General features: G+C 34.6%; 18 protein-coding genes and 5 pseudogenes. 9 read left to right on the top strand and 14 right to left on the bottom strand.

All coding sequences use genetic code 11. From position 1 onward, the window contains the following. The 3 genes and pseudogenes from HNP81_RS19990 to HNP81_RS20000 form a co-directional block, all read right to left on the bottom strand. Nucleotides 1-637 (bottom strand): annotated as a pseudogene (locus HNP81_RS19990) (hypothetical protein); the annotation flags it as partial. A gap of 52 nt (nt 638-689) precedes the next feature. After that, complete coding sequence (locus tag HNP81_RS19995; RefSeq protein WP_182503797.1) at nt 690-1637, bottom strand: hypothetical protein; 948 nt, start codon at nt 1635-1637, stop codon at nt 690-692. A gap of 832 nt (nt 1638-2469) precedes the next feature. After that, on the bottom strand, nt 2470-3441 hold the full coding sequence (locus HNP81_RS20000; protein ID WP_182503798.1) for an acyltransferase family protein: 972 nt from the start codon (nt 3439-3441) through the stop codon (nt 2470-2472). Nucleotides 3442-4516: 1075 nt separating this feature from the next. Between HNP81_RS20000 and HNP81_RS20005 the strand changes: the two genes are divergently transcribed. The 4 genes and pseudogenes from HNP81_RS20005 to HNP81_RS24095 all read left to right on the top strand — a co-directional run bounded on the left by HNP81_RS20005 (nt 4517) and on the right by HNP81_RS24095 (nt 6917). Continuing rightward, on the top strand, nt 4517-5032 hold the full coding sequence (locus HNP81_RS20005) for a hypothetical protein (protein ID WP_182503799.1): 516 nt from the start codon (nt 4517-4519) through the stop codon (nt 5030-5032). Nucleotides 5033-5604: 572 nt separating this feature from the next. After that, nucleotides 5605-5823 (top strand): hypothetical protein, encoded by a 219-nt coding sequence (locus tag HNP81_RS20010; protein ID WP_182503800.1) that lies wholly within the window; start codon nt 5605-5607, stop codon nt 5821-5823. A 167-nt stretch (nt 5824-5990) separates the two neighbouring features. After that, nucleotides 5991-6551 (top strand): annotated as a pseudogene (locus HNP81_RS24090) (cupin domain-containing protein); the annotation flags it as partial. An 18-nt stretch (nt 6552-6569) separates the two neighbouring features. After that, entirely contained in the window at nt 6570-6917 is a 348-nt protein-coding gene (locus HNP81_RS24095; protein ID WP_246399499.1) for a DUF5661 family protein, read from the top strand. Between the two features lie 487 nt (nt 6918-7404). Here HNP81_RS24095 and HNP81_RS20020 read toward each other — a convergent pair whose 3' ends face one another. Together HNP81_RS20020 and HNP81_RS20025 are read right to left on the bottom strand one after the other, a co-directional pair. Next, the gene (locus HNP81_RS20020) at nt 7405-8133 is read right to left on the bottom strand and encodes a Fic family protein (RefSeq protein ID WP_182503801.1); all 729 of its coding nucleotides are present in this window, start codon (nt 8131-8133) and stop codon (nt 7405-7407) included. Between the two features lie 458 nt (nt 8134-8591). After that, nucleotides 8592-8999 (bottom strand): Lrp/AsnC family transcriptional regulator, encoded by a 408-nt coding sequence (locus tag HNP81_RS20025; protein WP_182503802.1) that lies wholly within the window; start codon nt 8997-8999, stop codon nt 8592-8594. Between the two features lie 133 nt (nt 9000-9132). Between HNP81_RS20025 and HNP81_RS20030 the strand changes: the two genes are divergently transcribed. Then, nucleotides 9133-9897, top strand: a complete 765-nt coding sequence (locus HNP81_RS20030) for an MBL fold metallo-hydrolase (RefSeq protein ID WP_182503803.1) — start codon at nt 9133-9135, stop codon at nt 9895-9897. Between the two features lie 208 nt (nt 9898-10105). Further along, complete coding sequence (locus tag HNP81_RS20035) at nt 10106-11410, top strand: MFS transporter (RefSeq protein WP_182503804.1); 1305 nt, start codon at nt 10106-10108, stop codon at nt 11408-11410. Between the two features lie 19 nt (nt 11411-11429). On the opposite strand, the pseudogene HNP81_RS24100 reads toward HNP81_RS20035, so the two are convergent. The 4 genes and pseudogenes from HNP81_RS24100 to HNP81_RS20065 all read right to left on the bottom strand — a co-directional run. Further along, nucleotides 11430-11712: pseudogene (locus tag HNP81_RS24100) on the bottom strand (IS3 family transposase); the annotation flags it as partial. Nucleotides 11713-12252: 540 nt separating this feature from the next. Next, nucleotides 12253-12399, bottom strand: a pseudogene (locus tag HNP81_RS20055) (phosphoenolpyruvate-utilizing N-terminal domain-containing protein); the annotation flags it as partial. Then, a pseudogene (locus HNP81_RS20060) lies at nt 12396-12550 on the bottom strand (HPr family phosphocarrier protein). The pseudogenes HNP81_RS20055 and HNP81_RS20060, both read right to left, overlap by 4 nt. Before the next feature lie 147 nt (nt 12551-12697). Next, entirely contained in the window at nt 12698-13474 is a 777-nt protein-coding gene (locus HNP81_RS20065) for an MFS transporter (RefSeq protein WP_182503817.1), read from the bottom strand. Between the two features lie 154 nt (nt 13475-13628). On the opposite strand from HNP81_RS20065, the gene HNP81_RS20070 reads away from it, so the two are divergent. Beyond that, a complete protein-coding gene (locus tag HNP81_RS20070) occupies nt 13629-13811 on the top strand; it encodes an aspartyl-phosphate phosphatase Spo0E family protein (protein ID WP_182503807.1) in 183 nt (60 codons plus the stop codon). A 1363-nt stretch (nt 13812-15174) separates the two neighbouring features. Here the strand turns inward: HNP81_RS20070 and HNP81_RS20075 are convergent. Then, on the bottom strand, nt 15175-15792 hold the full coding sequence (locus HNP81_RS20075; RefSeq protein ID WP_182503808.1) for a TetR/AcrR family transcriptional regulator: 618 nt from the start codon (nt 15790-15792) through the stop codon (nt 15175-15177). A 123-nt stretch (nt 15793-15915) separates the two neighbouring features. Here HNP81_RS20075 and HNP81_RS20080 point away from each other — a divergent pair, with 123 nt between their 5' ends. Then, on the top strand, nt 15916-18162 hold the full coding sequence (locus HNP81_RS20080; RefSeq protein ID WP_182503809.1) for an MMPL family transporter: 2247 nt from the start codon (nt 15916-15918) through the stop codon (nt 18160-18162). 1301 nt (nt 18163-19463) lie between these two features. On the opposite strand, the gene HNP81_RS20085 is transcribed toward HNP81_RS20080, so the two are convergent. The 3 genes from HNP81_RS20085 to HNP81_RS20095 all read right to left on the bottom strand — a co-directional run bounded on the left by HNP81_RS20085 (nt 19464) and on the right by HNP81_RS20095 (nt 21617). Then, nucleotides 19464-19664: a hypothetical protein gene (locus HNP81_RS20085; RefSeq protein WP_246399496.1), complete on the bottom strand. Its 201-nt coding sequence runs from the start codon at nt 19662-19664 to the stop codon at nt 19464-19466. Nucleotides 19665-20233: 569 nt separating this feature from the next. Then, entirely contained in the window at nt 20234-20836 is a 603-nt protein-coding gene (locus HNP81_RS20090; RefSeq protein ID WP_182503810.1) for a chromosome partitioning protein ParB, read from the bottom strand. Next, on the bottom strand, nt 20829-21617 hold the full coding sequence (locus tag HNP81_RS20095) for a S8 family serine peptidase (protein ID WP_182503811.1): 789 nt from the start codon (nt 21615-21617) through the stop codon (nt 20829-20831). Before HNP81_RS20095 ends, HNP81_RS20090 begins: the two co-directional genes overlap by 8 nt. A 181-nt stretch (nt 21618-21798) precedes the next feature. Here HNP81_RS20095 and HNP81_RS20100 point away from each other — a divergent pair, with 181 nt between their 5' ends. After that, nucleotides 21799-22020 (top strand): hypothetical protein, encoded by a 222-nt coding sequence (locus tag HNP81_RS20100; protein WP_182503812.1) that lies wholly within the window; start codon nt 21799-21801, stop codon nt 22018-22020. Nucleotides 22021-22156: 136 nt separating this feature from the next. Here the strand turns inward: HNP81_RS20100 and HNP81_RS20105 are convergent, their stop codons facing one another. Continuing rightward, a complete protein-coding gene (locus tag HNP81_RS20105) occupies nt 22157-22657 on the bottom strand; it encodes an HTH domain-containing protein (protein ID WP_182503813.1) in 501 nt (166 codons plus the stop codon). Nucleotides 22658-22879 lie beyond the last annotated feature (222 nt).

Raw genomic sequence — 22879 nt, forward strand, 5'->3', positions numbered from 1 at the left:
TAGTTTCTTCCGCAGCTTCTTCTGTTCCTTCAGTTACTGCTTCAGTAGTTTCTTCCGCAGCTTCTTCTGTTCCTTCAGTTACTGCTTCAGTAGTTTCTTCCGCAGCTTCTTCTGTTCCTTCAGTTACTGCTTCAGTAGTTTCTTCAGTTACTGCTTCAGTAGTTTCTTCCGCAGCTTCTTCTATTTCTTCCTGCGTATCAGTTGCTAGAACAGCAGAGTTAACTGATGCATGTTCTTTCGCTGTCTCACTTGCATGTTCACTAGCTTGAGAGTTAGCCTTATTAAGTGCTGATTTATTTTCTTTAGTTTCCTTTATTTCTATCACTTCTGTTGCTTCGGCCTGAGTTTTCACTACTGTAGGTTCTACTGCTTCCACTTGCTTTTTATCTGCCTTCACCTTGACTTCTTTAACCACTGCTTTTGCTAATACGGCAGAATTAGAGGCAGCGTGGGACTTAGCCGTTTGGGATGCATGTAAACTTGCTTGAGCTTTAACCGAAACTGCTTGTGCGTGGTCTGATTTTTTTCCATTATTTGCCGCGTCACTCACTTGTCCTCCGGCTAAAACGCCAATTGATAGTACTCCTGCTAATACGATAGATTTAACAACTGTATTTCCTGTAATATGTCTTTTCATTTGTTATTCGCTCCTTTTTTCTTTTACTTATCATATTTTTAGATTTAGTATGTTAAGAAAAAAGGAAAAACTTCGGTGGCTGTAATGGAGGCGCATTCGTCCATTGATTGCTAAATTCTTTGATCCGGGACATATATGACTGACTGACTTCCCGTGTCCAGTAATGCTCCCAATCCAACCATTTATCTGTATAGCTCACTGAACTATTCCCCCACTTTAACCGATCATTGGAGGCTCCACCAGAATTATAGTTGGCCTGTGTTGGAGTGATTGCCTGTTTTTCAAGTGGAATGCTTTTATAAGGGCTAGACGTATTCTTTTCCTCGTGCGAATCCAATCCACCGACAATAGCTACCTTTTTGGGATTGTTTGGTGCAGGCTTATGTTTACTTTCATTAACTGGCTTAACAGCTTTTGAAGCTTGATGTTTTGCTTGTTCTTCGGGTTCAACGCTATGTAAGAGCTTTTCAGAAGGTTTTTCAGTTACAACAGGTTTTTCAGTTACAACAGGTTTTTTCTCTACATCCATTTTAGCAACATCCTGCTTAACTTGATTTTTGTTAGTAACGGATTGATCCGCCCTCTTGATTAGTCCTTTCTTTGCCCCCAGTTTAGTCGCTGCCCTTTCAGTTAAAGTAACCTTGCTGACCTGCTTAACATTTTTTTCAACAGCTTGTCTAGCTGTTTTTGCAAGAGTGCTTGCTTGTTCTGGCAATAGTTTTACCATTTGAGCAGGTTTAGCTGAACCAGCTTCAGAGGAATGTGTAACAGCAGGCGTCTTTTTCTCAGAAGATTTTTTCACAACTTTCCCCTGATTATTAGATGCTGGGTTTTCATTCCTATTGACTTGCTGTTGTACATTAGTAACTTTTTCTGTTGCTTTTTCATTTGTGACAGGCTGTTTTTGAGCAAGATCTGCTTTATTGGCAAACGCATTCATTGGAAAAAACAACGCTGCGCCTACTATTAAGCCACTTAAAACGAACTGCCGAAGGTGCATCAATTTCACCTCCTTTCGAGTTTTAAATTATTTTTATCCTTTATTAATAACATATAATTATCAGTTTGTGTCGAATTTTCGATATAAGTAAGAGAAATCGTTCTTTTTCACTATTAGTCTTTTATCCTATAAAAACACAATATAAGTTTTTACGATTTGGAAGTCAAAAGGGATAAGTAAAATAAAAAGCAGCCAGATGGCTGCATTCCTTTGGTCTTTATCTTTCTGTTTTCTGGTCTTCGGCTGGCGGGAATCGTAAATGGAACAGGAATGGAATGCATGCGCTAGCCGTACAGACCGTGGTTATCGGGCCATTTAATGCCGAAGTGCATGTACTAAAATGACAGAAAGCTCATTTTTAGCATTCTTCACTATTTTACTTTGTAAACATATGTACAAAGATAAAAGTGCATCAATGCTTTGTTTGTGTGTAGTGTATTAATTGGATATGGAAAGTGCCTTTCAACCCCACCTCATTTAAACTAGTAATGCTCCAATTATACCTTAGCGTATCCCTAATTTATTATATATGCCCCCCTTTTTTGCACTTATTTATGACACCTTTCGATACGCTGTTATTACTAAACCACCAAAACAATGTCAATTCTATTAAGTTATGTCACTTATAAAAATTTAAACCTTTTGCTATTGGACTACTCAATTCCTTTTTAGTGTGTGTTCAAAAAGAAGGATAAAAAGAGCCGAGAAGTTCGAGGTGCGATAATCTCTAGACCTGCGCGTATACAGTATTACGTGAGGACCAGAGAGGATGCAATTCGACAGCTATTTTTACCGGACTTTTTGAACAACCTACGTTAAGAGAAAATACTGTTTATGCTTTCATTTTTATTCCTATTAACAAACATTCCACTTTTACAATCGGTTTTCTTGATAATATAAAAATAATAAGTACAGGTATGACTAATAAAACATAATATTGGCCACTTTCTTTGATCCATTCATAAATAAATGAGTTATAAACATATTTTAGAACAAACATATGAAAAAGATATATAACTAATGTAATGGATCCTATTTCAGTAAAAAAGGTATGCTTTCTAGGAACAATACATAAAAAACAATAAGTTGCTACTCCCATAAATAAATAAAGGAATAACTTATATATAAAACCGAATGCAACGGAACCTTCCATTAATTCCTTATAACCTACACGACCATAGAACCACTCCCTCCAAGAAGTTTCACCATAGAAATAAATACTGGTAAAGATTAATCCTAGTACACCCCAGCCTATTAAAGCATTCTTTTTCTTTTTAACCCATTCAAAATGCTTTTCCTCTAAAAAATGACCAACTAAAAAGAAAGGAAAGAAAAAGAATGTTCTCGATAAACTTAACCATTCATTCACTTCACCAACGTAACCAATTATTAGAGATACAATTATTGAAAAAATGATTCCATATTTCCTAGAGGAAAATATAAGCAATAATATATTCCAACAGAATAAGCTTATTAAGAACCATAAGGCCCATCTTGGAGTTAAAATTGTGAATTCAATTTGTTCATCAAATAACTTCTGATAATAGAAGGTATAAATCACCTGGAATATTATATAGGGAATTAATATTTTCTTTATTAGCACCCAGATGTCATTTTTATTTTTTATCTTTTTTGAAAAATAACCGGATACTAAAATAAAAGCTGGCATATGGAATGAAAAAACAAACAAATAAATAGTTAAAATCCATTCGTTTTCTGCTACCATTCTAGCTAGTGTGTGTCCTAAAACTACTAATACGATTAAAACAGCTTTCGCATTATCAAAATAAGGATCACGTTTCATAAAGCTTCTCACCTCTAAAAAAACTATTTGTTAAATCTCTTAATCCTAAAATACGGTTTAAATTAAAAAGCCAGCTTTCCATCGAGAAATGATTTCCGGATTTTACTAAAGGGAATTCCTTGAAGTATCTACAATATCATAGCTTATTTACAGTTTAATTAATGAAAAATAAAAGTTTGATAACAAAGACTTAAACAAAAAACTACTAGGATCTTCTAAGACAAAAAAATTATATCTATAGACGATGAAGCTTGTATCTTATCTTTTGCAAAAAAAATTATTGTTTTTTCCATTATTAAAAATAATATTAAAGATGATAAATGACAAATCATCCGAATATCTTTTCCAGTAGACTTTTTTCTTTGTCTTTTCTAATCTATCGCGATATCATTGATACACATTAATTTTCTTGGGGAATACACCTTTGTGACGGGGGTGTGCGTGTTGGAAGTATTAAACTAAACAAATTATTGTAATCTTGACATTTCCTTATTGCGGGTGGTGACAGCTTCGCTGGTACTACCCCTTTAAGCTTGAAAACTACATAAGGTATCGTTTATCATATATGGATTTTTCAAAAGGAGTATTTTTATGAGCCTATTTGTATTCTCTTAACGTTGTAAATTCCTATTTGCTGTCTGTACCCTTGATAATCCATATATATGTTTTTCTTGTTCAATAATCGGGCGCGATAATGGAATAACAATTAGATTTAAGCGACTTTATTGTTATTTTTTTAAGTACATTAAAGTATCTTTCATCAAAAATTAAACAACTATTGTAAACCCCGTATTAAATTTAGAACGGGGTTATGCTTGTTTGAGGTTTTAAAGCCAAATAACTTTATTGTCACTCTACATCAGCAAACAGAATGAAACTTCGCAAAACATGTTTAGTCAAGAATGTGGATATTAAAAACTATTTCGTTTTACTTAACGATCACAGCAGCTCCATACTAGTTAGTAATATTCTACTAACAAAAATGTAACAAAAATGAAAAAGGAGATTCACCTCCTTTTAGAGAACATTTCACATATATACCCATTCTCTATACTTACACAAAGGAGGAAGATTATTGAAAAACTTGCGTTGGTTCATTTCGGGAATTGCATTGGGCACACTTTTTTTGACAGGTTGTAATAACAACGAGGCTGAGAGTACGAAAGAAGAACAGCAGGAAGAATCCAGTCCAGCAACGAGTATCGAAGATAGTACGGAAACAAGCACGGATGCTAACAATGAAACAGCAAATGAGGACTCTGAAGAAAGCACTGAGGAAACTGATGCAACAACAGCTCTTCAAGATGGAGCCAATACAGTGCTTCAATCGGTAAATAATCTGGAACAAGAAGTAAACGCAGATGCAGATTCAGCTAAAATTCAAGACCTAGGAAAGGAAATCGCTTCGAATTGGGACTCGTTTGAAAAACAAGTTGAGGAACAGTACCCTGATTGGTATGAACGAATTGAGAAAAACCTTTACCCTTTAATTGCGGAAACTGGGAAACAGGGTAGGGATTTGGAAAAAATCAAACAATACTCCAAGGGAGCGAAAGAAGATTTACAGTCTTTTATCAAGGAATTGAAATAATACTATCTAGTTTTATAAATAGTTGTTGCACTGTACGCGGCTTTATTCACTATTGGGGCAGCGATCAATACATTATCATTATAAAAGATTAAATATTGGTTGGATGCTACATTTTTCCCTATCAATGTGCCTATAAGAATACGATAACCAGGGGTTCTTTAACACTATCCCTTATACCAAAAGTATCCTATAAGGCTAGGCCGTTCCCTTTTGGCGTACCCGCATAAGAAAAAACATATATAAAAATAAGTATAAAAGCAGTGGATTTCGCATTCGAAATCGCACTGCTTTTAGCATTTTATACGAGCAATATATGTTGAATTTAGCAGAGAAGCTTATTCAAGTGTTGCCATTTTCTCCTTCAAGGAGAAATAGATGGGTTATTACGTTGTAACTCATCTTTCACTCCTGGTGGTAAGTGGTCATATACGTATTTATTCGTGTAATGAACTATTATACCTTAAATATAATGACAACCAAGCCTACATCCTTTACAAATAGGCAAATACCTACCCCTCATTGAACATGGACACATACACTAATTTTGAAACAATTTGAGGAGGAGAGATAAAATGGAAAGACAAATCGTTGGAAGTTATAACTTCGGAATGGGATATGGTGGTTATCCGTCCCATTATGTATATGGTGGATATGGTCATAATCCTTATAAGAGTTATACACCCTTCATAAGTCCAGGAGTATTTCATGGTGTTCCAAGTATAAGTGGATTTCATGGTGTTCATGGAATACCTGGATTTCATGGCGTAGGTGCTTTCGGTGGCATTCATTGAAGTGTTGGTCAATTGAAATAAGTCCTTCATTAACTACGCCCACACAAAAGCCCTAACAAATGTTAACGGCTAATCAATTCCTTTAATGGGGTAACCCTGAGTATTAGTACATTTCCTTAACTTAGTGCATAGGATAATCTAAAAAATCTGTGAAGGCGTTGAAAAAAATGTACGATGCTCCTTTTTCATATTCCCACCAATATCCCAATCCTTATTATTTTAATGAACCAATAAATAATAATATAATACAGCCCAATTACTGGACTACTCACGATGTTGCTAACCGATTGAATTTTTTTCAATCATCTAATGGAAGTAATAAAGTCGGACTAAAAGATTATGGACGGAAACCATTTGTAATCAATATTAATGAAGCTACAAAACAAAACAATAACTACCGTACAGCACTATGGACAGGAAATAATTCCCAAGTTACATTGATGAGTCTTAAAGCTGGGGAAGATATCGGTTTAGAAATTCACCCAAATGTTGACCAATTTTTACGCATTGAACAAGGTCAAGGGATTGTTCAAATGGGCAAGAGAAAAGATAATTTAAACTTTGTACGAAATGTTTATGATGATTCTGCCATTATGATACCTGCTGGAACATGGCATAATGTAACCAATACAGGTAATATCCCGATGAAAATTTATTCTATATACGCACCTCCACAACACCCATTTGGCACGGTTCATGTAACTAAAGCAGATGCTTTGGATGCAGAACACCGTTCTGACTGTGATATGCACTATTCTCATCCAACAAAGTATCCAAATAGGATTCAAACTAATAATTCTAACAGTGTAAAAACTAGCTTTTCTAAAGAGGAAGCAGCAGCGATAGCTTTACTTTTAGGTATTGATTTTAATAAAAGTAAGTTTGATTTAGATGAGTTTTGGATGGGAGTAAATACCGAGCTTGAACATGGAAAAATATCCAGCCAAACAAATGTAACTGGTGATGAACCTATTATAACGGGGAAAATTGCTCTAGCTCATCTTCACGAGTTTCCTGATTACTACAAAAGATTAAAGGTGCTTGAGGAAGAAGCAAAAGCCTATTGGAACATGATTAATAGAATGCCTAAATGATAAAAACAACTCAAATCGGCAAGCGTGTTTGTGAAATATTTTAATTAAGCTAACGGAGAGCTATTGTTTTTTATTGCATGTAGATAATAGCGCTAAGCTCGAAGACTTTATCCGTTAACCCTAATCTTTTTTTGTGCAGGAGTTAGTTTTCGCCAACTCACTGGTATAAGGTGCTCCTAACGAGAAGGTCTTTTAGCATGCAAAATCGCATACCAATCAGCGGCTGCCTAATTTTTTTAGGCAGTCGCTGATTGGTATGCGATTTAACCTTTAATACCCAAGGAAATATTGATAAATCAATAAAAAAGTAGAGCGGATTCATGTGCCAGTTCCTCTGCTATTATAGATACTTTTATATATGTTTATATACCTGCGGGTACTCCAAAAGAGAACGGCTTAATATAAGGCAGACTCTTTTTTTTGCGTCTACTCTATAGCGTACATATTATTTTTAGGGGTACTTCATAACCTAATTCCCCCCATACTCTTAAGAAATAGCACTTAAATATAGATTTAGTGAATCTTCTACTTCTTTTACGATTAACTGAATGAAATCATGATAATCCTTTGTTGTATGAGATTTATCTAGCGCTTCATAATAAGCTAATCGGTTCTCTACTTTAATAACAACTGCTGGAAAACCTGCTTTCATCAATTCTAAATTTAAAAGAAGTCGAGATGTACGCCCATTCCCATCAATGAACGGATGGATGCCAACGAATATTGCATGCAACATAGCTCCTCGCTCCACTGGATGTAACTTTTGCGCTTCGATGTCATACCACTTCATCAACTGTTCCATTTGTTCCTTGATTAAATAAGGGGCTGGAGGTGTATGCTTTGCCCCAGCAATAAACACTTGTTGGTCACGATACACACCTGCGTAATCATCATCAATACCTTTTAAAACTAGTCGATGGAGATTCTTTATTTGCCATTCTGTTAATGGCTCTCCTTTTTGCACAATTTCTTCAACGTACGCAATCGCATCTCGATGATTGATGACTTCCAAATGCTCTCGCATTGTTTTGCCGCCGACAGTAATCCCTTCTAACACGACCTTTGTTTCATTCATTGTTAAAGTATTACCCTCAATAGCATTGGTATTATAGGTCCATTCAAGTAATAGCTTTTCACGTAAACTCTTTAACGTATATTTTGGCAATGGTCGTAAGGCATCTAAGCTCGCCTTTTTCCTATTTATATGTTCAAACATCTAATTTCACCTCTATACGTCATCTTATTTCATATCTTAATTTTACACTAACTGTTAATTAAAAACAGCTTGCATATTTTAATGATTTGGAAGCTTTCTCAACTGTAGCTTTTAAAAAAGTTTGATTAAAATTGCCTCATAAACTACATTTTATGATAAATAAAAGAATCCATTTTAAAAAGGATTGTTCAAAATAGATTGTTATCCAGTAAATTTAAGTATCAGTTTTTTGATCATTTTCTACCTGTGTTGCTCCATAATCGCGCCCTTTAATTGAATAACTTGAATTTATCCTCGTTCTAAAAAATCACTTATTATAGTCCTGTTAGTTGAAGTACATCCTTCACAAACTAACCTTGGAATAAGAAAAAGAGGTGCCACAGCTACCTCCGTTTTCCAATTCAACCCATTTATAGTTAAAGTCGTTCATCAACAAATTTTCTATTTTTATAAATGTATTATTTATTAATAACAATAGATAATTTATAGTTTGCATACTTGTTTAACTCTAATAAAAATTGATTTAACGCATCATTACTTGGAAACCTGCACTCCAAAAGGTAACAACTATCTCCACTGATTTTATAATTATTGATGATATAACTCTCCTTTGTTTGGATAAATGAGAGGTATGGAAGGTGGTGTGTACCTTCTATGTAGATATTGATGAAGGTATACATAAAGCACCCTAATTTTGCTTGATTTACTCTAATGCTATATCCCTCAATAACTCCATTGTCTTCTAATTTCTCTACTCTAGCTGCAGCTGCTGGCGCAGTTAAGTGTACTCTCTCTCCCAATTCTTTCATTGTAATTCGGCTATTGCTACATAATTCCTCTATAATTTTTTTATCTGTTTGATCCATTTGAACGTTAACTCCTTTCGAAAATAAAGCCAAAGAGTTAAAACACTTTATTTTGTCTATGTATTTGAATGCTGCTCATATTATACACTTAATTAGGTCAAACAAGACAAATCAAAGAAGGTGAGTTGTAAATATGAATATTACACAAATTCGAAATGCAACAATCGTTGTAGAATATGCAAATAAAAAGTTTTTAATAGATCCTATGTTAGCAGAAAAAGGTACGTACCCTGCTTTCCAAAATACGATCAGACAAAATCTGTTTAATCCTTTGGTGAGTTTGCCAACCTCTATTGATAACATTCTGGATGGCGTAAATGCAGTAATCGTTACTCATGTACATCTAGATCACTTTGATGATGTGGCAAAAAACGTATTGCCAAAAGATATCAAAATGTATGTTCAAAATGAAGCAGATGCAAAAGAAGTGAAAGCAAGTGGTTTCAAAAATGTAGAAGTACTACAACAAGACACTGTTTTTGAAGGTATCCAATTAGTTAAAACAAAAGGTGAACATGGTAGAGGCGAAGAGTTATTAAACTTAATGGGTGAAGTTTGTGGAGTAGTATTCAAGCACCCAAGTGAAAAAGTTTTATATGTAGCTGGTGATACAGTTTGGTATGATGCTATCGAAGACGAGATTCATACACATCAACCAGAAATCATTGTAGTTAATGGTGGAGACAATCAAACTTTAGAATTTGGTTCGCTCATCATGGGGAAAGAAGACATCTATGAAGTTCACAAGGCAGCTCCTAGTGCTAAGATTATTGCTGTTCATATGGAAGCTGTTAACCATTGGGCGCTATCTCGAGAAGAATTAAAGAACTTTAGTAAAGAAAAAGGATTCTCAAGTAATATTTTAGTACCCGAAGATGGCGAATCTTATAAAATCTAATATGAATACTAAAAAAATATATAGTTGTATTCATTATTAAAAATAAGTGTACGGAAGAAGCTCATAATTTTCTATCATTTAATTTTGAGCTTCTTCTAATTATCAATATAATGAGATGCGAATATATGAAATAACGCAAATAAAGTGATCAAAGGATGACAAATAAACACCAAAAGCCATAGAGATATTTCGTTAGGAGGTAGAGTTCTTGGCTAGAGAAAGTAAAAATACATCAACACAGCAGCCTTTATGGTTACAAGAATATATTGATTTACCAGAAAAACAAAACCAACTTTATAAAAAAACATTAAAAATCTTGATTCTTTCACAAATTTTTGGGGGAGCAGGACTCGGTGCTGGGATAACAGTTGGGGCGCTTCTTGCACAAGATATGATAGGATCGGAAAATGCAGCCGGAATTCCAGTTGCCCTCTTTACTTTTGGATCTGCCGTAGCTGCCCTACTTATAGGAGCATCCTCACAACGTTTTGGTCGTAGAGCTGGACTTGCAGGTGGTTTCCTCATAGGTGGATTAGGTGCTATAGGTGTTATAATTGCGGCTTTAATCAACAGCATTGCCCTTTTATTTGTTGCCCTTCTTATTTATGGAGCAGGTATGGCTTCTAATCTTCAAGCTCGGTATGCAGGGACAGACCTTGCAAATGAGAAACAACGAGCAACTGCTGCAAGTATGGCTTTAGTTTCTACTACTTTAGGAGCTGTAGCAGGTCCTAACTTAGTTAATACAATGGGAAAATTTGCAGATTCAATTAATGTTCCAACTTTAGCTGGTCCGTTTATCATGTCAGGAGCAGCTTTTATCATTGCTGGATTAATTCTCTTAATTTTTCTTCGTCCCGATCCGTTGTTGGTAGCTACAGCTATTGCAAATGCTGAGGAAAAAGACGATAAAGTACAGTCTGGAGGAAGTCTAAAAAATCCTAACATAAACAAAAAAGGAATTATAGTAGGATCTGTAATTATGATTGTAGCTCAACTAATCATGACAGCTATTATGACAATGACACCAGTTCACATGGGACATTACGGTCATGGTTTGAGTGAAGTGGGATTAGTTATAGGATTCCATATTGCAGCGATGTATCTTCCTTCACCATTGACTGGTTTATTAGTAGATAAATTTGGACGTATTACTATGGCTATTGCTTCAGGAACTACACTCCTTGCAGCTGGATTGGTGGCAGCTTTTGCGCCAGCAGACTCATTATTATTGCTAATCCTAGCACTAGTATTACTAGGTGTAGGTTGGAACTTTGGTTTACTAACGGGAACAGCTCTCATTATAGATTCAACACATCCATCTGTACGTGCAAAAACCCAAGGAACATCCGATGTTTTATTAGCACTATCAGGAGCAGCAGGTGGAGCCTTGTCAGGAATGGTTGTTGCACATTCTAGTTATGCGATCCTATCAATTTCTGGAGCCGTTTTATCATTGTTACTTATTCCTGTAGTTGTTTGGTATTTTAAAGGGAATCAAGTAAAAAGGTAAAGCTGATATGAACTGCTCCCTATGCAGCTATTAGATGACTTCGGTAAGCCTCCGGAGTCATCTTTTTAGGTTCCTTTGCTTTCTTCTTGTGTTATAGTACTCCATATATTCATCAATCATTTGCTTTAACTCGTTAAAATTACGTGCTTCTTTGTAATCTACTTCATCTTTAAAATGCCCGAAAAAGCGACTCCATTGGTTGATTATCTAGACAATTTCCACGATGTTACATCTTTTGCTCTCTTTCGATACTCTGAATGTGTATAGTGAACCCCTTGATCTGAGTGAATGATTGCTTCTGGTTCACCCTTATTTGTAACTAAAATAATTGAATACGCCAACAGGCCATGCTCGTTGTTTTCCGTATTTGTATTATTCATCCCATCCATATGAATTACCAAAAATCTCCAAAAAGTAAGAAACAGGGTTTAGACTGCTACAATATACCGAGAACTAAAAAAAGAGTAAAATTAAGGTTTGCTCTTTTTATCTTGCTCAACAATTCCGCCCGTTAATGTAATAACTAGAATATGAACTCAACCTTAAAATCAACTTCTTTCACTAAAACGCTCTTTAATTAACACACTTCTATATCCCGAAAGATTAAAATCCCTGGAAATCTCCGAATATCGGATGTAATAATGAATTGATAAGTGTAAATTTATCAAAATACAGAATAATTCCATAACTATCATAATTCCCCCGCCAATTCTCATTAGAGTGCCACTGTATTTTTTTAACCAAGTAAATTTAGTAATGAAAAGTGCCATTAAAAGAAAAGGAATACTAAAACCTAAAACATAAGCTACCATATATCATAGACCCTGTGATGGATTTGCACCTAGGGTCGCATCCAAGCGTTGAACTTCTGCTTCGATATTGCCAATCACACGTCTTTCTACAATTAGTTCAGGTTCTTCTAATCGATAAGCTTTTGCAATGGCAATGCCTGCTGAAGCTCCGATTCCTTTTAAACTTTGAGCAATCATTGGCCTAACCCTTGTTTCGTGATTGTTTCAGTCACTGAAGCCATTGCTTGATCTTCATCTGAACCCAAAGCAACTATTTTAGCACTAAATGGGTTGCTGGACGTGCATGAATTCCTGAATCGTCTGTTATTGTAAATGTTTTTTCTACCATATTAATCATTCTCCTATACTCTTGTTGTATTTTTTAGATTTATAATAAGATTCATTTCAAAAAAGAATGACTTTCTTGATAACAGAATCATATATACCAAATAAAGTATGCCTTACTTTTTAACTATTTTATAATTATGAAAATTTTTTACATAACCCCATCTGTTTCATCAAGCTCTAGATTTCCTTTTACACTTTTTCCTTTTGATATGAACAGTATTCCTGAAAGTAAAATAATGGACACAACAATTAAAATGACTGTCATCCAATTAAGATTGGTATCATTGACTCCAGTTGCAAACATTATGCCAAATGCACTGGAAGCAAGAATATTCCCTATGAACCTTGATGTTAAAAATAGCCCTGAAGCCGTTCCGGTTTTCGATGTAGAAACAAATGAATAGAGTAGCGTTTGTAAACCTATATTTAAAATACCATTACTAAATCCAATGATTGATAACACGATAAAAATCCAGTAAAGTGGAGAACTTTGATTAATTGTCATTAAAAGGACAACACCAACTACTCCTATCATGACTCCTATAAGTAAAGGGATTTTATACCCTGACTTTTCTATCCAATGCGTAGCAAGTGGTGTACTAATAATTGAAAATATCGATAGTGAGAGCATAATGATACCCGTTAGCTTAGGGCTGAGCATTAATTCAGATTGTAAATAACTTGGTATTGAAAGTAACATAGCAAAAAAGATTATTGTCGCAAAAATATATTGAAGATACACTAATGAAACGTTACGATTCTTCTTTAAGAAAACAACATCTATAAAAGGTTCTTCTTTCCTTTTTTCAAAGAAGTAGAATAGAAATGTTAAAGCTAATGAACCGATTAATGCCCATACGTTTAAACCGCTTTGTAATGTTTGTAAAAAATAAATCCATAAAGAGATTAGAAAACTGAAAATAATAACCCTATTCTAAACGTCCGATCATCAATTACTCTAAAAAGTTTTGTCACATTATGATATCCTTTGTCGAAATTCACAAACTTATTAAAAATTATCCTATAATATTTATCCCATGCCTTTTTAGGCTTCGATTACAATCTTTAGGAGTTTTGTTATGAAAATTAAAGAATTAATACTATGTGATTTAGAACAAAAAATTAATACATCACGAACTCTTATGATATCTATTGGTACATTAAAGGGTCTTAATCATCCTGAAACTATTAAAATTAGCCAAGAGCTAGATGCAATCCTGAATATCTATCATCGGATTAATTTATTTAGTTATCCGAAATGATATTCATCATTCCTGCACAGTTTCAAATAGCCAAAGAAAAAGCACATCTACTACTTTTCACAATCTTTATGAACAGCCTTTACCACCACTCCAAATTCTTCGCCTTGTTAAATTGCGTCTTAATGTCTACCGCCTCTATCAGAAGAGCAATTGCTAAACCTTTAGAATTAATCGGTATGACCGTAACGTTTCATAACATCATGTCCATCTCCCTTTCAAGCGTACTTTAATTCGTAAAGTTATCGACTATAATTCCTATAAACCAAGCCGCTTCATGATTCCCGTCCTTTTTCCTAATCTTAAAAATATTTTTAACCTTCAATTCAAAAGAAGTTTACTTTATTTTCAAAAATGTTATTATATTCTAGGAATAATTTACTAGAGTAGGAGTCTAATATGTTATATTTAATTATTGGGTTCATTTTATTAATCGTTATTATAGGCGCCTTTAAAAGTGATCAACCTGGATGCGGTTGCCTAATTTTATTCTTACTGATTCTCTTAATTATGCTAAGATTTTTTCCTATAGCCCTAAAGTATCTTCTCGATTTATTACGTTTACTTTGGTACTTAATTAAAGATCTAATATCCTCCGTTGTCGGTGACACATTTAGTTCTTTTTGGAGCTGGGCAACAGATTTTTTTAACAAATTATTTTTAATTTCAAGCTTCCTTATTTAAGGAAGCTTGAAATTTTAGAAATTTAAAAATCCTTTAAGCCTTTTCCTACTTTTTTGGAAGTAGAATAATTACTAACGGTGTTGGAGTTTGGCATTGAACAAATCCTTCTCTGTCTGTATATAAAGAAAATGTTCTCTGCCTCCTCGATTGGATCATGTTCGAATTCTAGATATCCGTCATTATCCAGTCACCCTTTCAATGTGTCCTCCTTCAAGCTTACAGATAGATTAAAAAATTGGACACTGACAAAATTGTCGGTGTCCTTTTACTTGTACCTAAAATTATTCCATAGGAGTGGAATATAATTTTCTCTCTATCATATGTGAAATTGGAGGACAAGGTCACGGCTCCAGAGTAATTCCAGAAGTACTGCAGATGTTTGGGCAACTTGTTCAAAATACATTAAACCTTCTGAACCAAATCTAGCAACTAATGCCTCAACAAGAATGGTATAATATATCATCTCCGATAATTAATCAGGAGATTACAAAGCACCTTCAGACTTATCAGCAAACTCATATGCAGACAAATCAATTGATTCAGCAAAATCTAGCATCAAGATAATGTGAAAAACAATACGATTTAAGATATTTATGAAAAAATATCCCCTCTGTACTGTATTAGAGGGGATATTGAAGATGTAGAAATTTCTAGATTAGGGCTTTACTTAGCGAAATTTTCATTAATTCCCTAAACCATTCCAATAAAAATCAACAATCTGTTTTGCCATTTCATCTAATGATGGAAAAATAGGATGTTGATCAGCGTCTTTATAATTTCCCACTGTTAGCAAAGCAACAAAAGAATGGGCTCCTAATTGCGGGTGACTCTTAGGAATTTCTCCCTTTTCCATCGCATTTATTAATGCTTGCTCAAGAACTTCATACATTTTATCTTCTGTTTCCTTCATTTGTTGCAATTGTTCACTGGAAAGGGAATTTTTCGCTTCTTTCATAAAGCCTTTTATATCAATACCTACTGTTGCTTGCAAATGTGCTTTGGCAAATTCAAGTAATCGTTCTTTTAGTGGTTTGTCCGCGGAAAGTATATCAAAAATCCGTTTCCTAATTCGAATCATCATTTGGACCATCGCATCTGTAAAGAGATCAGCTTTCGTTTTATAATAGTAATACACAGTTGCTTTGGTTACTCCACATTTTTTTGCAACATCATCCATAGAAACGACCTGATAGCCTTGTTCAAGAAACAATCGAGTAGCAACGTCTAAGATTATGTTTTTTGTAGGCTTCCCTTTATGATCTTGACGTGGTCTTCCTAGTGGTCGACGTTCCTGTTGCATATCTTTCTCCCCTATCTTATCAATATCAAAATATTATAACACATTATCCAATTTGTTCTTGAATAATTAACCGACCAGTATATATAATTAATAAAAATCATTTAATTGAAAAGGTGGATTTTTATGAAAAAACACCCTTGGTATTTATGGGGAACATTCGTTGGAGGTTTAAAAACTCGCTGGACGACACTCGTTATCTGGGTCATTCTAACCGTCGTTTTATCTTTTACTTGGCCATCGATCAATTCAGTCGAAGATGATACGGTAAAAGATCTTCCTGATTCATCGATGTCACAACAAGCGGAAAGACTTATCAAAAAGGAATTTCCAAACGATGCCGGGATTCCCGTTCTTATCGTATGGCACAAAGATAACAAGCTAAATACTCAGGACTATCAAGCGATTCAAGGCGTTTATAAACAACTAAAAAATAAACCATTAATAAAACAATCGACTTTACCACCATTTGATACGATTCCCGAGCAGGCACTTGCGCAAAGCGCTTCAAAGGATGGTACCACTCTAGTCACTCCGATATTCTTTGACAAAAATGCTGGATCGGAAATTCTTCAAGTCAATATGGATGAACTAAAGAAAATAGTGAAGAGTACGACGAACGAAGATCCATTTAAACAAAAGCTATCTGATTCTGGTTTACATGTTCGCTTATCCGGCCCCGTTGGTATTCAAACGGATGCTGTTAGTTTATTCAGCCAAGCAGATATCAAATTATTAGTTGCAACAGTACTTCTAGTTTTAAGCCTATTAATTCTTCTCTATCGCTCACCTGTTCTGGCCATTTTACCCTTGATTGTGGTTGGATTTGCTTATGGAATCATCAGTCCAACTCTTGGTTTTTTGGCTGATAAAGGCTGGATTACAGCTGATGCCCAAGGTGTTTCCATTATGACAGTCCTATTGTTCGGAGCCGGAACGGATTATTGTTTATTCCTCATCTCCAGATATCGGGAATTTTTGCTTCACGAGGAAAATAGATTTAAAGCCTTACAACTTGCCATGAAAGAATCGGGAGGGGCTATTTCGATGAGTGCTTTAACTGTCGTGGTAGGGTTAGGTACATTATTGCTTGCTCATTTCGGTTCTTTCCATAGGTTTGCCGTTCCATTTAGTCTCGCCGTTCTTCTGATGGGGATTGCAGCATTAACACTACTTCCAGCTTTGCTTGCTATTTTTGGAAGAGTGGCATTTTTTCCTTTTATTCCAAGAACGAAAGAAATGTTAGAAGAACGGGCTATAAAGAAACGGAAATCAATCAAACTTAAAAAATCACAAGGGATCTTTAGTGAGGGGCTTGGCCGTCTCGTGACACGACGGCCATGGACAGTGATAATTACAACGCTAATTCTACTTGGTGGATTGGCTGCCGTTGTTCCACGTATTCAATATACCTATGACTTATTGGAGTCTTTTCCTAAAGATATGCCCTCAAGGGAGGGGTTTGATTTAATCTCTGATCATTTTTCTCCAGGTGAATTGGCACCAATACAAATTGTTGTTGATACAAATGGAAAAGACATCCCTCTAAAAAATGAACTGGAACAACTTTCTTTCGTAGCAGAAGTGACCGAGCCCATGGAAGGAAAATATAATCAACAATTGCAAATGTACGAAGTGTCCTTGGCTGAGAATCCCTATTCCATTAAAGCGTTGAATCGGATTCCCGAGCTAAGAAGTCAATTGAAAAAGATGTTAACAACAGCAGACATCCATGATTTTAAAAACCATGTATGGATTGGCGGTGAGACAGCCTCATTATATGATACAAAAATAACCACAGAACGAGATGAATCTGTTATTATCCCCGTTATGATTTGTATTATTTCTTTATTGTTGCTGTTATATTTACGCTCTATCATTGCCATGATTTATTTGATTCTAACTGTGGTTTTATCATTCTTTTCTGCACTAGGTGCAGGCTGGCTCATTCTTCATGTTGGGCTGGGAGCCCCTGCTATTCAAGGGGCAATTCCTTTATACGCCTTTGTTTTCCTTGTTGCATTAGGTGAGGATTATAATATTTTTATGGTTTCGGAAATATGGAAGAATAAACGGACTCAAACTCATCTTGATGCTGTTGCAGGCGGAGTAATCCAAACCGGAAGTGTGATTACTTCGGCCGGTCTAATCTTAGCAGGAACATTTGCTGTTTTGGCTACTTTACCTATTCAAGTGCTTGTTCAATTCGGCATTGTTACAGCAATTGGTGTTTTGTTAGATACATTTATCGTTCGTCCACTTCTCGTGCCTGCGATTACCGCTGTTCTCGGTCGATTCGCTTTCTGGCCGGGTAAACTTTGGAAGAAGGACGCCTTATCGAAAAAGTCAAATGCAGATTATAACATGGAGTAAATTAATTGCCAATAAAACCCCGAGGATGGTTATCTTTCCTCGGGGTTTATTATGAAAAGGGAGTGAATTGATCATAATGAAAGCTGATCTACTTTTGTAAGCCTCTTTAGCGTTTGGATCAGGTTGTCCGTAACCGGTAACCTTTCCTGCATGGTCTTCATGGTACTTCGTTCCTGAACCCGGTTGATTGCCGGACTGCCCTCTTTGTTTCTCGCCATTCTTACGTTGCTGGTTTAACAGTATAAGCACCTCCTTTGTTTATTTATTAGGTTTGGTTACATCCCTAAAATTATTCGAGTCATGATAAAAAGAGAGGAAATAACAGCTTGATGGGTATGCGGATGGACCCCTAGATAATAAAATTATAAACCTTGCTTTTGAATAAAATGATACATTGCCCCAATCATTGTGTGTAGTAAATGTGTCCCTAGTAAAGGTGATAACTGGTAGCTAGCCTTTCCTCCATCGGTATTACCCAACTTCATTGGTACTACGCTGCTATCCGACTCCCTAATCAGCATTTGGTTTCCTTACTTTGTATCGCTTGTACACCATACTCTTCTAAAAAAAAAGAAAAGACCGATAGGGTCTCCCGAGTTGCCGTATCATATCAATGTGTAACGTGCCAAGGTCTCTGACCCCAGAGAGGTTCCATTCTTCTTGCCATTACGAATAATGAAATGTTGCTTTCTGTCGCAGTTAAAACATCAGCCCTCTCGATTTACTAACATTATGGGGCTCAATCCCTTCAACCATATGGCTTTCGGCCCATTACCTAACTGTCTACGCATAAAGACTAAAGTTACCTTTAGCCCTCCAAGACTCGCTACGAGTGAATGGCTAGTTCTTGCTCGACGGGAATCCCACCCGTTATATGATACGACCTATGCTCGGCCGCACAACTGCCCCGTTAGCCATCCATGCAGCACAAAATCAGTGCTGCACCACAGAGTATGAAAATAGTTAGAAAGCACCAATACTGATACTGACCTTAATCCAGTCAACCCATTCCAAAGATCAATGAATTGTAGCTCTTACCATTTTTTTAAACGATGGCTAAGGGGTCTCTATGGTATTGCCTTTTTTCGAAGTTAGAGAAGTTTATTTTCATGGTAGCTTAATAAGCTAGATTAAAAAACTCCTCTTATTTTATGAAGAAAAGTTTATATAATCACCCTTATAGGCATTGGAAAAGGATCCTCGATTGAAGATCCTTTCAGCTGCTTGTTAAAATTAAAGCGCCCTTTAGATAAATAACTTTTTGTATAAAAATATTATAATTCCACAAATAACAGCTATTCCTACCAAGAAAACACATAAAATAACGGGGAAATAACCATACCAAACGCTACTTCATTTTGAAGATAGTCTACTTTATCCCATTTACTTGCTATATCTGGCTTATAGTATTTTGTTTTTACATAACCGACTACCATCGTGCAAACTATATAAACCAAATGAATGATTACCGAGCCAATAAATGCTTGAAGTATTATCTTCAAGTTAACACCCCTTCTACAATCTAAAGTTCCAATTACAATCCTTATTTGTTCTTAAATTATCTTACAACGATAGCTTAAGTATAATCCTCTATAAATGAAACAGAAATACCCAATTTTATTATATGGGGTACAGTCCCGAAAATGCGGATTTACAACGTTAAGCAATTCTGAGAAGGAAAAATGACTAACTTAACAACGATAAGAGTTTTGAGACAAGTCATATGGGACATTAAAAACCCTTATTTTACATATTATTGATTAAATCTCAATAGATTAGACTCTATTGATACAATCCTCACATCCCTTGATATGACAGCATTTGTAACCTTAACGTTGTAAATTTTCAAAATCCTGACGCTACCCCGAGTATTGTTACTTAAAAGAAATGGTTTTCTTGGCAATAGTTATGAAGATTAAATCTATGAAGGAATATATGACTTTCAAGTAAGTTAACATAATGAGACGTTATCGATAATAAAAAAGGACTCTCGGTTGAAGATCCTTTTTCTTTCTTTTAATCAAAATAAGGCCTTTCTTCTTTAAAAAGAAGAAAGGCCTTATTTTGATTTTTATTTCTTTTTACATTCGAATTTGTATCCATTTGCTGCTTTAGCTGCACCACTGTTGGTTGTTCCCTTTACTCCTGAACTATCACGGCTATCAACTACCGGATAACCACCATTAGCATAACACTTATTAATTAAATTCTGTTTTTCTGTATGATTGAAGTACATCGCTGTAAAAATTAATGCACCTGTTGCTAGAAGCGCAATAATAATTACTGGTACAAACCAAACAATATTTGCGTGAGCTAAATCTGAATCAATTTTCACATCTTCTAAAGAATAACCGTTTGTTACAAGGATCTGATCAATGTCTTCACCAGTTAGTGATTTTAAAAATTTATTCACTTCATTAATTTCTTTTTTTGTTATGTTTGGATTTGCAGATAAAGCCTCTTGTTCATTTAATACAATTTCATGCTTTTTGACTGAATAGTATGTAGAATTTGCAATAGCTTCGTTTTTTCTTTCTGCTTCTTGAGCGTTTGTAACTGGAGTTAATAAACTACTAAAAATAAGTGCAAAAACTAATAGAGCTGTAATGAATTTAAGATTTTTCATTGTTTTCTCCCTTTCTCTTTCGAGATTTTTTTGTCCGACATTATTCATTATATATTAATCTCTTAAATTTCCTACCATTATTTTCAATTACTTCAAATTTTAAGTCATTTTCCATTAATTCGCTATCCATAAAGTGACTCATTAATTCTCCTACAAAGTAAGCAGCTGCTATTGAAGAACCACTTTCTTTAACTTTATTTCCTTTGTTATCTAAAGTCTTAATATCAACACCTGGTGCAATGAAGTCTATTTTTCCAGTTGAAGAAAAAGAAAATAAATTATTATCGCTGTCTGCTGCAGCAATTGAAAGTATTTCTTCATATTTAGCAGGATAATCGGTATCAGTAGATAGAGTGTCTCCACTAGCGGCAACAACAATTATATTTTCATCTATAGCTCTATTAACACAATTATGTAAAATTTCACTATCATTATTAAAACCTAAACTCATAGATATAATATCAACGTTAAATTCAATTGCTTTATCTATCCCGTTGCAAACATTTTCAATTGAACCTAAGCCTTTGTTATTTAATACTTGAATATCATAATATTGGACTTTCTGATTTTTAGGGGCTACATTGCGTATGATATTATAAATCTTTGTTCCATGATTAAATAAATCGTTTGTTTCTTCAGTATTTGTAAAAGTATTATATTTTTTATGAATTAACTCATCTTCGGTGATACCACTATCCAGAATTGCTATTTTTACATTTGAATAAACGATATTCTCTTTAACTAGGAAATTATAAATTAAAATAGATAATAAAAATAAGCCTAAAAAAGAGGCAGATACAATAAAAAAAATTTTTTTTTGATTTTTCATTAAAAATGCTCCTAGTTCTTTTATATTTTTGTTTTTAACAAAAAAGTTGAAAAGAAAGTTTAAATGATTAGAATGTCTTTTAACCAAATAAATGAATCGATTCCAATTAATACCTAAATAGTATAATATAAGAACAGAAGGATTTGAACTTATTTTAAAATTATAAGGAGGAAACATCACTATGCTTTCTAAATTATCTATACCAGGAGTACATTTAACACTTTTAATAATGTTATTAATGATTGTTTTGGCTTTAACATTAACGGTTGCTCAAAGCTATTTTAATTCTTCTGAGATAAATTTATTAGTAGAAAAAGCAGAAGAACATGATCTTGAATATGAATTGGTAATTCATAACCAACTTACTAACTCATATAGTTTTAATGTTTCAAAAGTAGAATAAGAAAGGTCGATTTACTTAAAAATTGACCTTTTATTTGTCTCTTTCACTAGTTGAATTCTTTATACAAACCCAGTTAACATAAAGTCAATTATCGGCAAAAAAGAGGTTGGGTATCTAAAAGGTACCCAACCTCTTTTTATTCTAGTAATCCTTTATCTTTGAATATTTTCCTTAATGATTCATTCACCAATTCAGATTTATAGTTTTTAGGAACACGATCAATGATGTTTAATATATCTTCATCAAAATAAAACCCTCTGTATACTCTTTTAGAGTGTGTTTTCTTACCTGCAAGTAACATATCGATTGAATCCATTTCAACATTGCTAGCGCTAGCAGATTCAGCTTTGCCTTTGCTTTTTGTTTCACTTGCGCTAGTGCTAGCAATTTCACTTTTACTTTTATTGATTTCACCCATAGAAGCGTTATTTTTTCCAAACAATGTACTAAAATCAATATCAGATGGCTCGGGCGATTCTCCCACATAGTTATAAATACTTTTCTTGCTATCCCATTCATAACCTAACTTTTTAATCTTCAGTTGAATCGTTCGATCACTTACGCCATACAATTCAGCCAGTTCTTTGATGGTCATTTCTTTCATCATAAGTTTATGAATGATTTTACTTACTAGCATACGTAAAAGCCACCTACTTTCATCTTACTTTTACATACACATATTCATGCTAGCTTATTATATGTCCTGCATGAAAGCCTTAATTGTTTACATAATCACCCTTATAGGTACTGAAAAAAGATCTTCGGTTTGGTCTTATCCCCGTCAAGTAGACAATTAATAAAAAGGTTCACCTATTAGGCAGCCTTAGCTCTATATTCAGTAGGGCTGAGGTTATTTAAT

It is taken from the genome of Peribacillus huizhouensis (genome assembly GCF_014138605.1).
Classification (GTDB): Bacteria; Bacillota; Bacilli; order Bacillales; family DSM-1321; genus Peribacillus; species Peribacillus huizhouensis.

Coding starts and splice junctions, on each gene's coding strand:
- HNP81_RS19995 (WP_182503797.1), bottom strand. CDS start 1,637: ATGCACCTTCGGCAGTTCGTTTTAAGTGGCTTAATAGTAGGCGCAGCG.
- HNP81_RS20000 (WP_182503798.1), bottom strand. CDS start 3,441: ATGAAACGTGATCCTTATTTTGATAATGCGAAAGCTGTTTTAATCGTA.
- HNP81_RS20010 (WP_182503800.1), top strand. CDS start 5,605: ATGGAAAGACAAATCGTTGGAAGTTATAACTTCGGAATGGGATATGGT.
- HNP81_RS24095 (WP_246399499.1), top strand. CDS start 6,570: ATGCACTATTCTCATCCAACAAAGTATCCAAATAGGATTCAAACTAAT.
- HNP81_RS20020 (WP_182503801.1), bottom strand. CDS start 8,133: ATGTTTGAACATATAAATAGGAAAAAGGCGAGCTTAGATGCCTTACGA.
- HNP81_RS20025 (WP_182503802.1), bottom strand. CDS start 8,999: ATGGATCAAACAGATAAAAAAATTATAGAGGAATTATGTAGCAATAGC.
- HNP81_RS20030 (WP_182503803.1), top strand. CDS start 9,133: ATGAATATTACACAAATTCGAAATGCAACAATCGTTGTAGAATATGCA.
- HNP81_RS20070 (WP_182503807.1), top strand. CDS start 13,629: ATGAAAATTAAAGAATTAATACTATGTGATTTAGAACAAAAAATTAAT.
- HNP81_RS20075 (WP_182503808.1), bottom strand. CDS start 15,792: ATGCAACAGGAACGTCGACCACTAGGAAGACCACGTCAAGATCATAAA.
- HNP81_RS20080 (WP_182503809.1), top strand. CDS start 15,916: ATGAAAAAACACCCTTGGTATTTATGGGGAACATTCGTTGGAGGTTTA.
- HNP81_RS20090 (WP_182503810.1), bottom strand. CDS start 20,836: ATGAATAATGTCGGACAAAAAAATCTCGAAAGAGAAAGGGAGAAAACA.
- HNP81_RS20095 (WP_182503811.1), bottom strand. CDS start 21,617: ATGAAAAATCAAAAAAAAATTTTTTTTATTGTATCTGCCTCTTTTTTA.
- HNP81_RS20100 (WP_182503812.1), top strand. CDS start 21,799: ATGCTTTCTAAATTATCTATACCAGGAGTACATTTAACACTTTTAATA.
- HNP81_RS20105 (WP_182503813.1), bottom strand. CDS start 22,657: ATGCTAGTAAGTAAAATCATTCATAAACTTATGATGAAAGAAATGACC.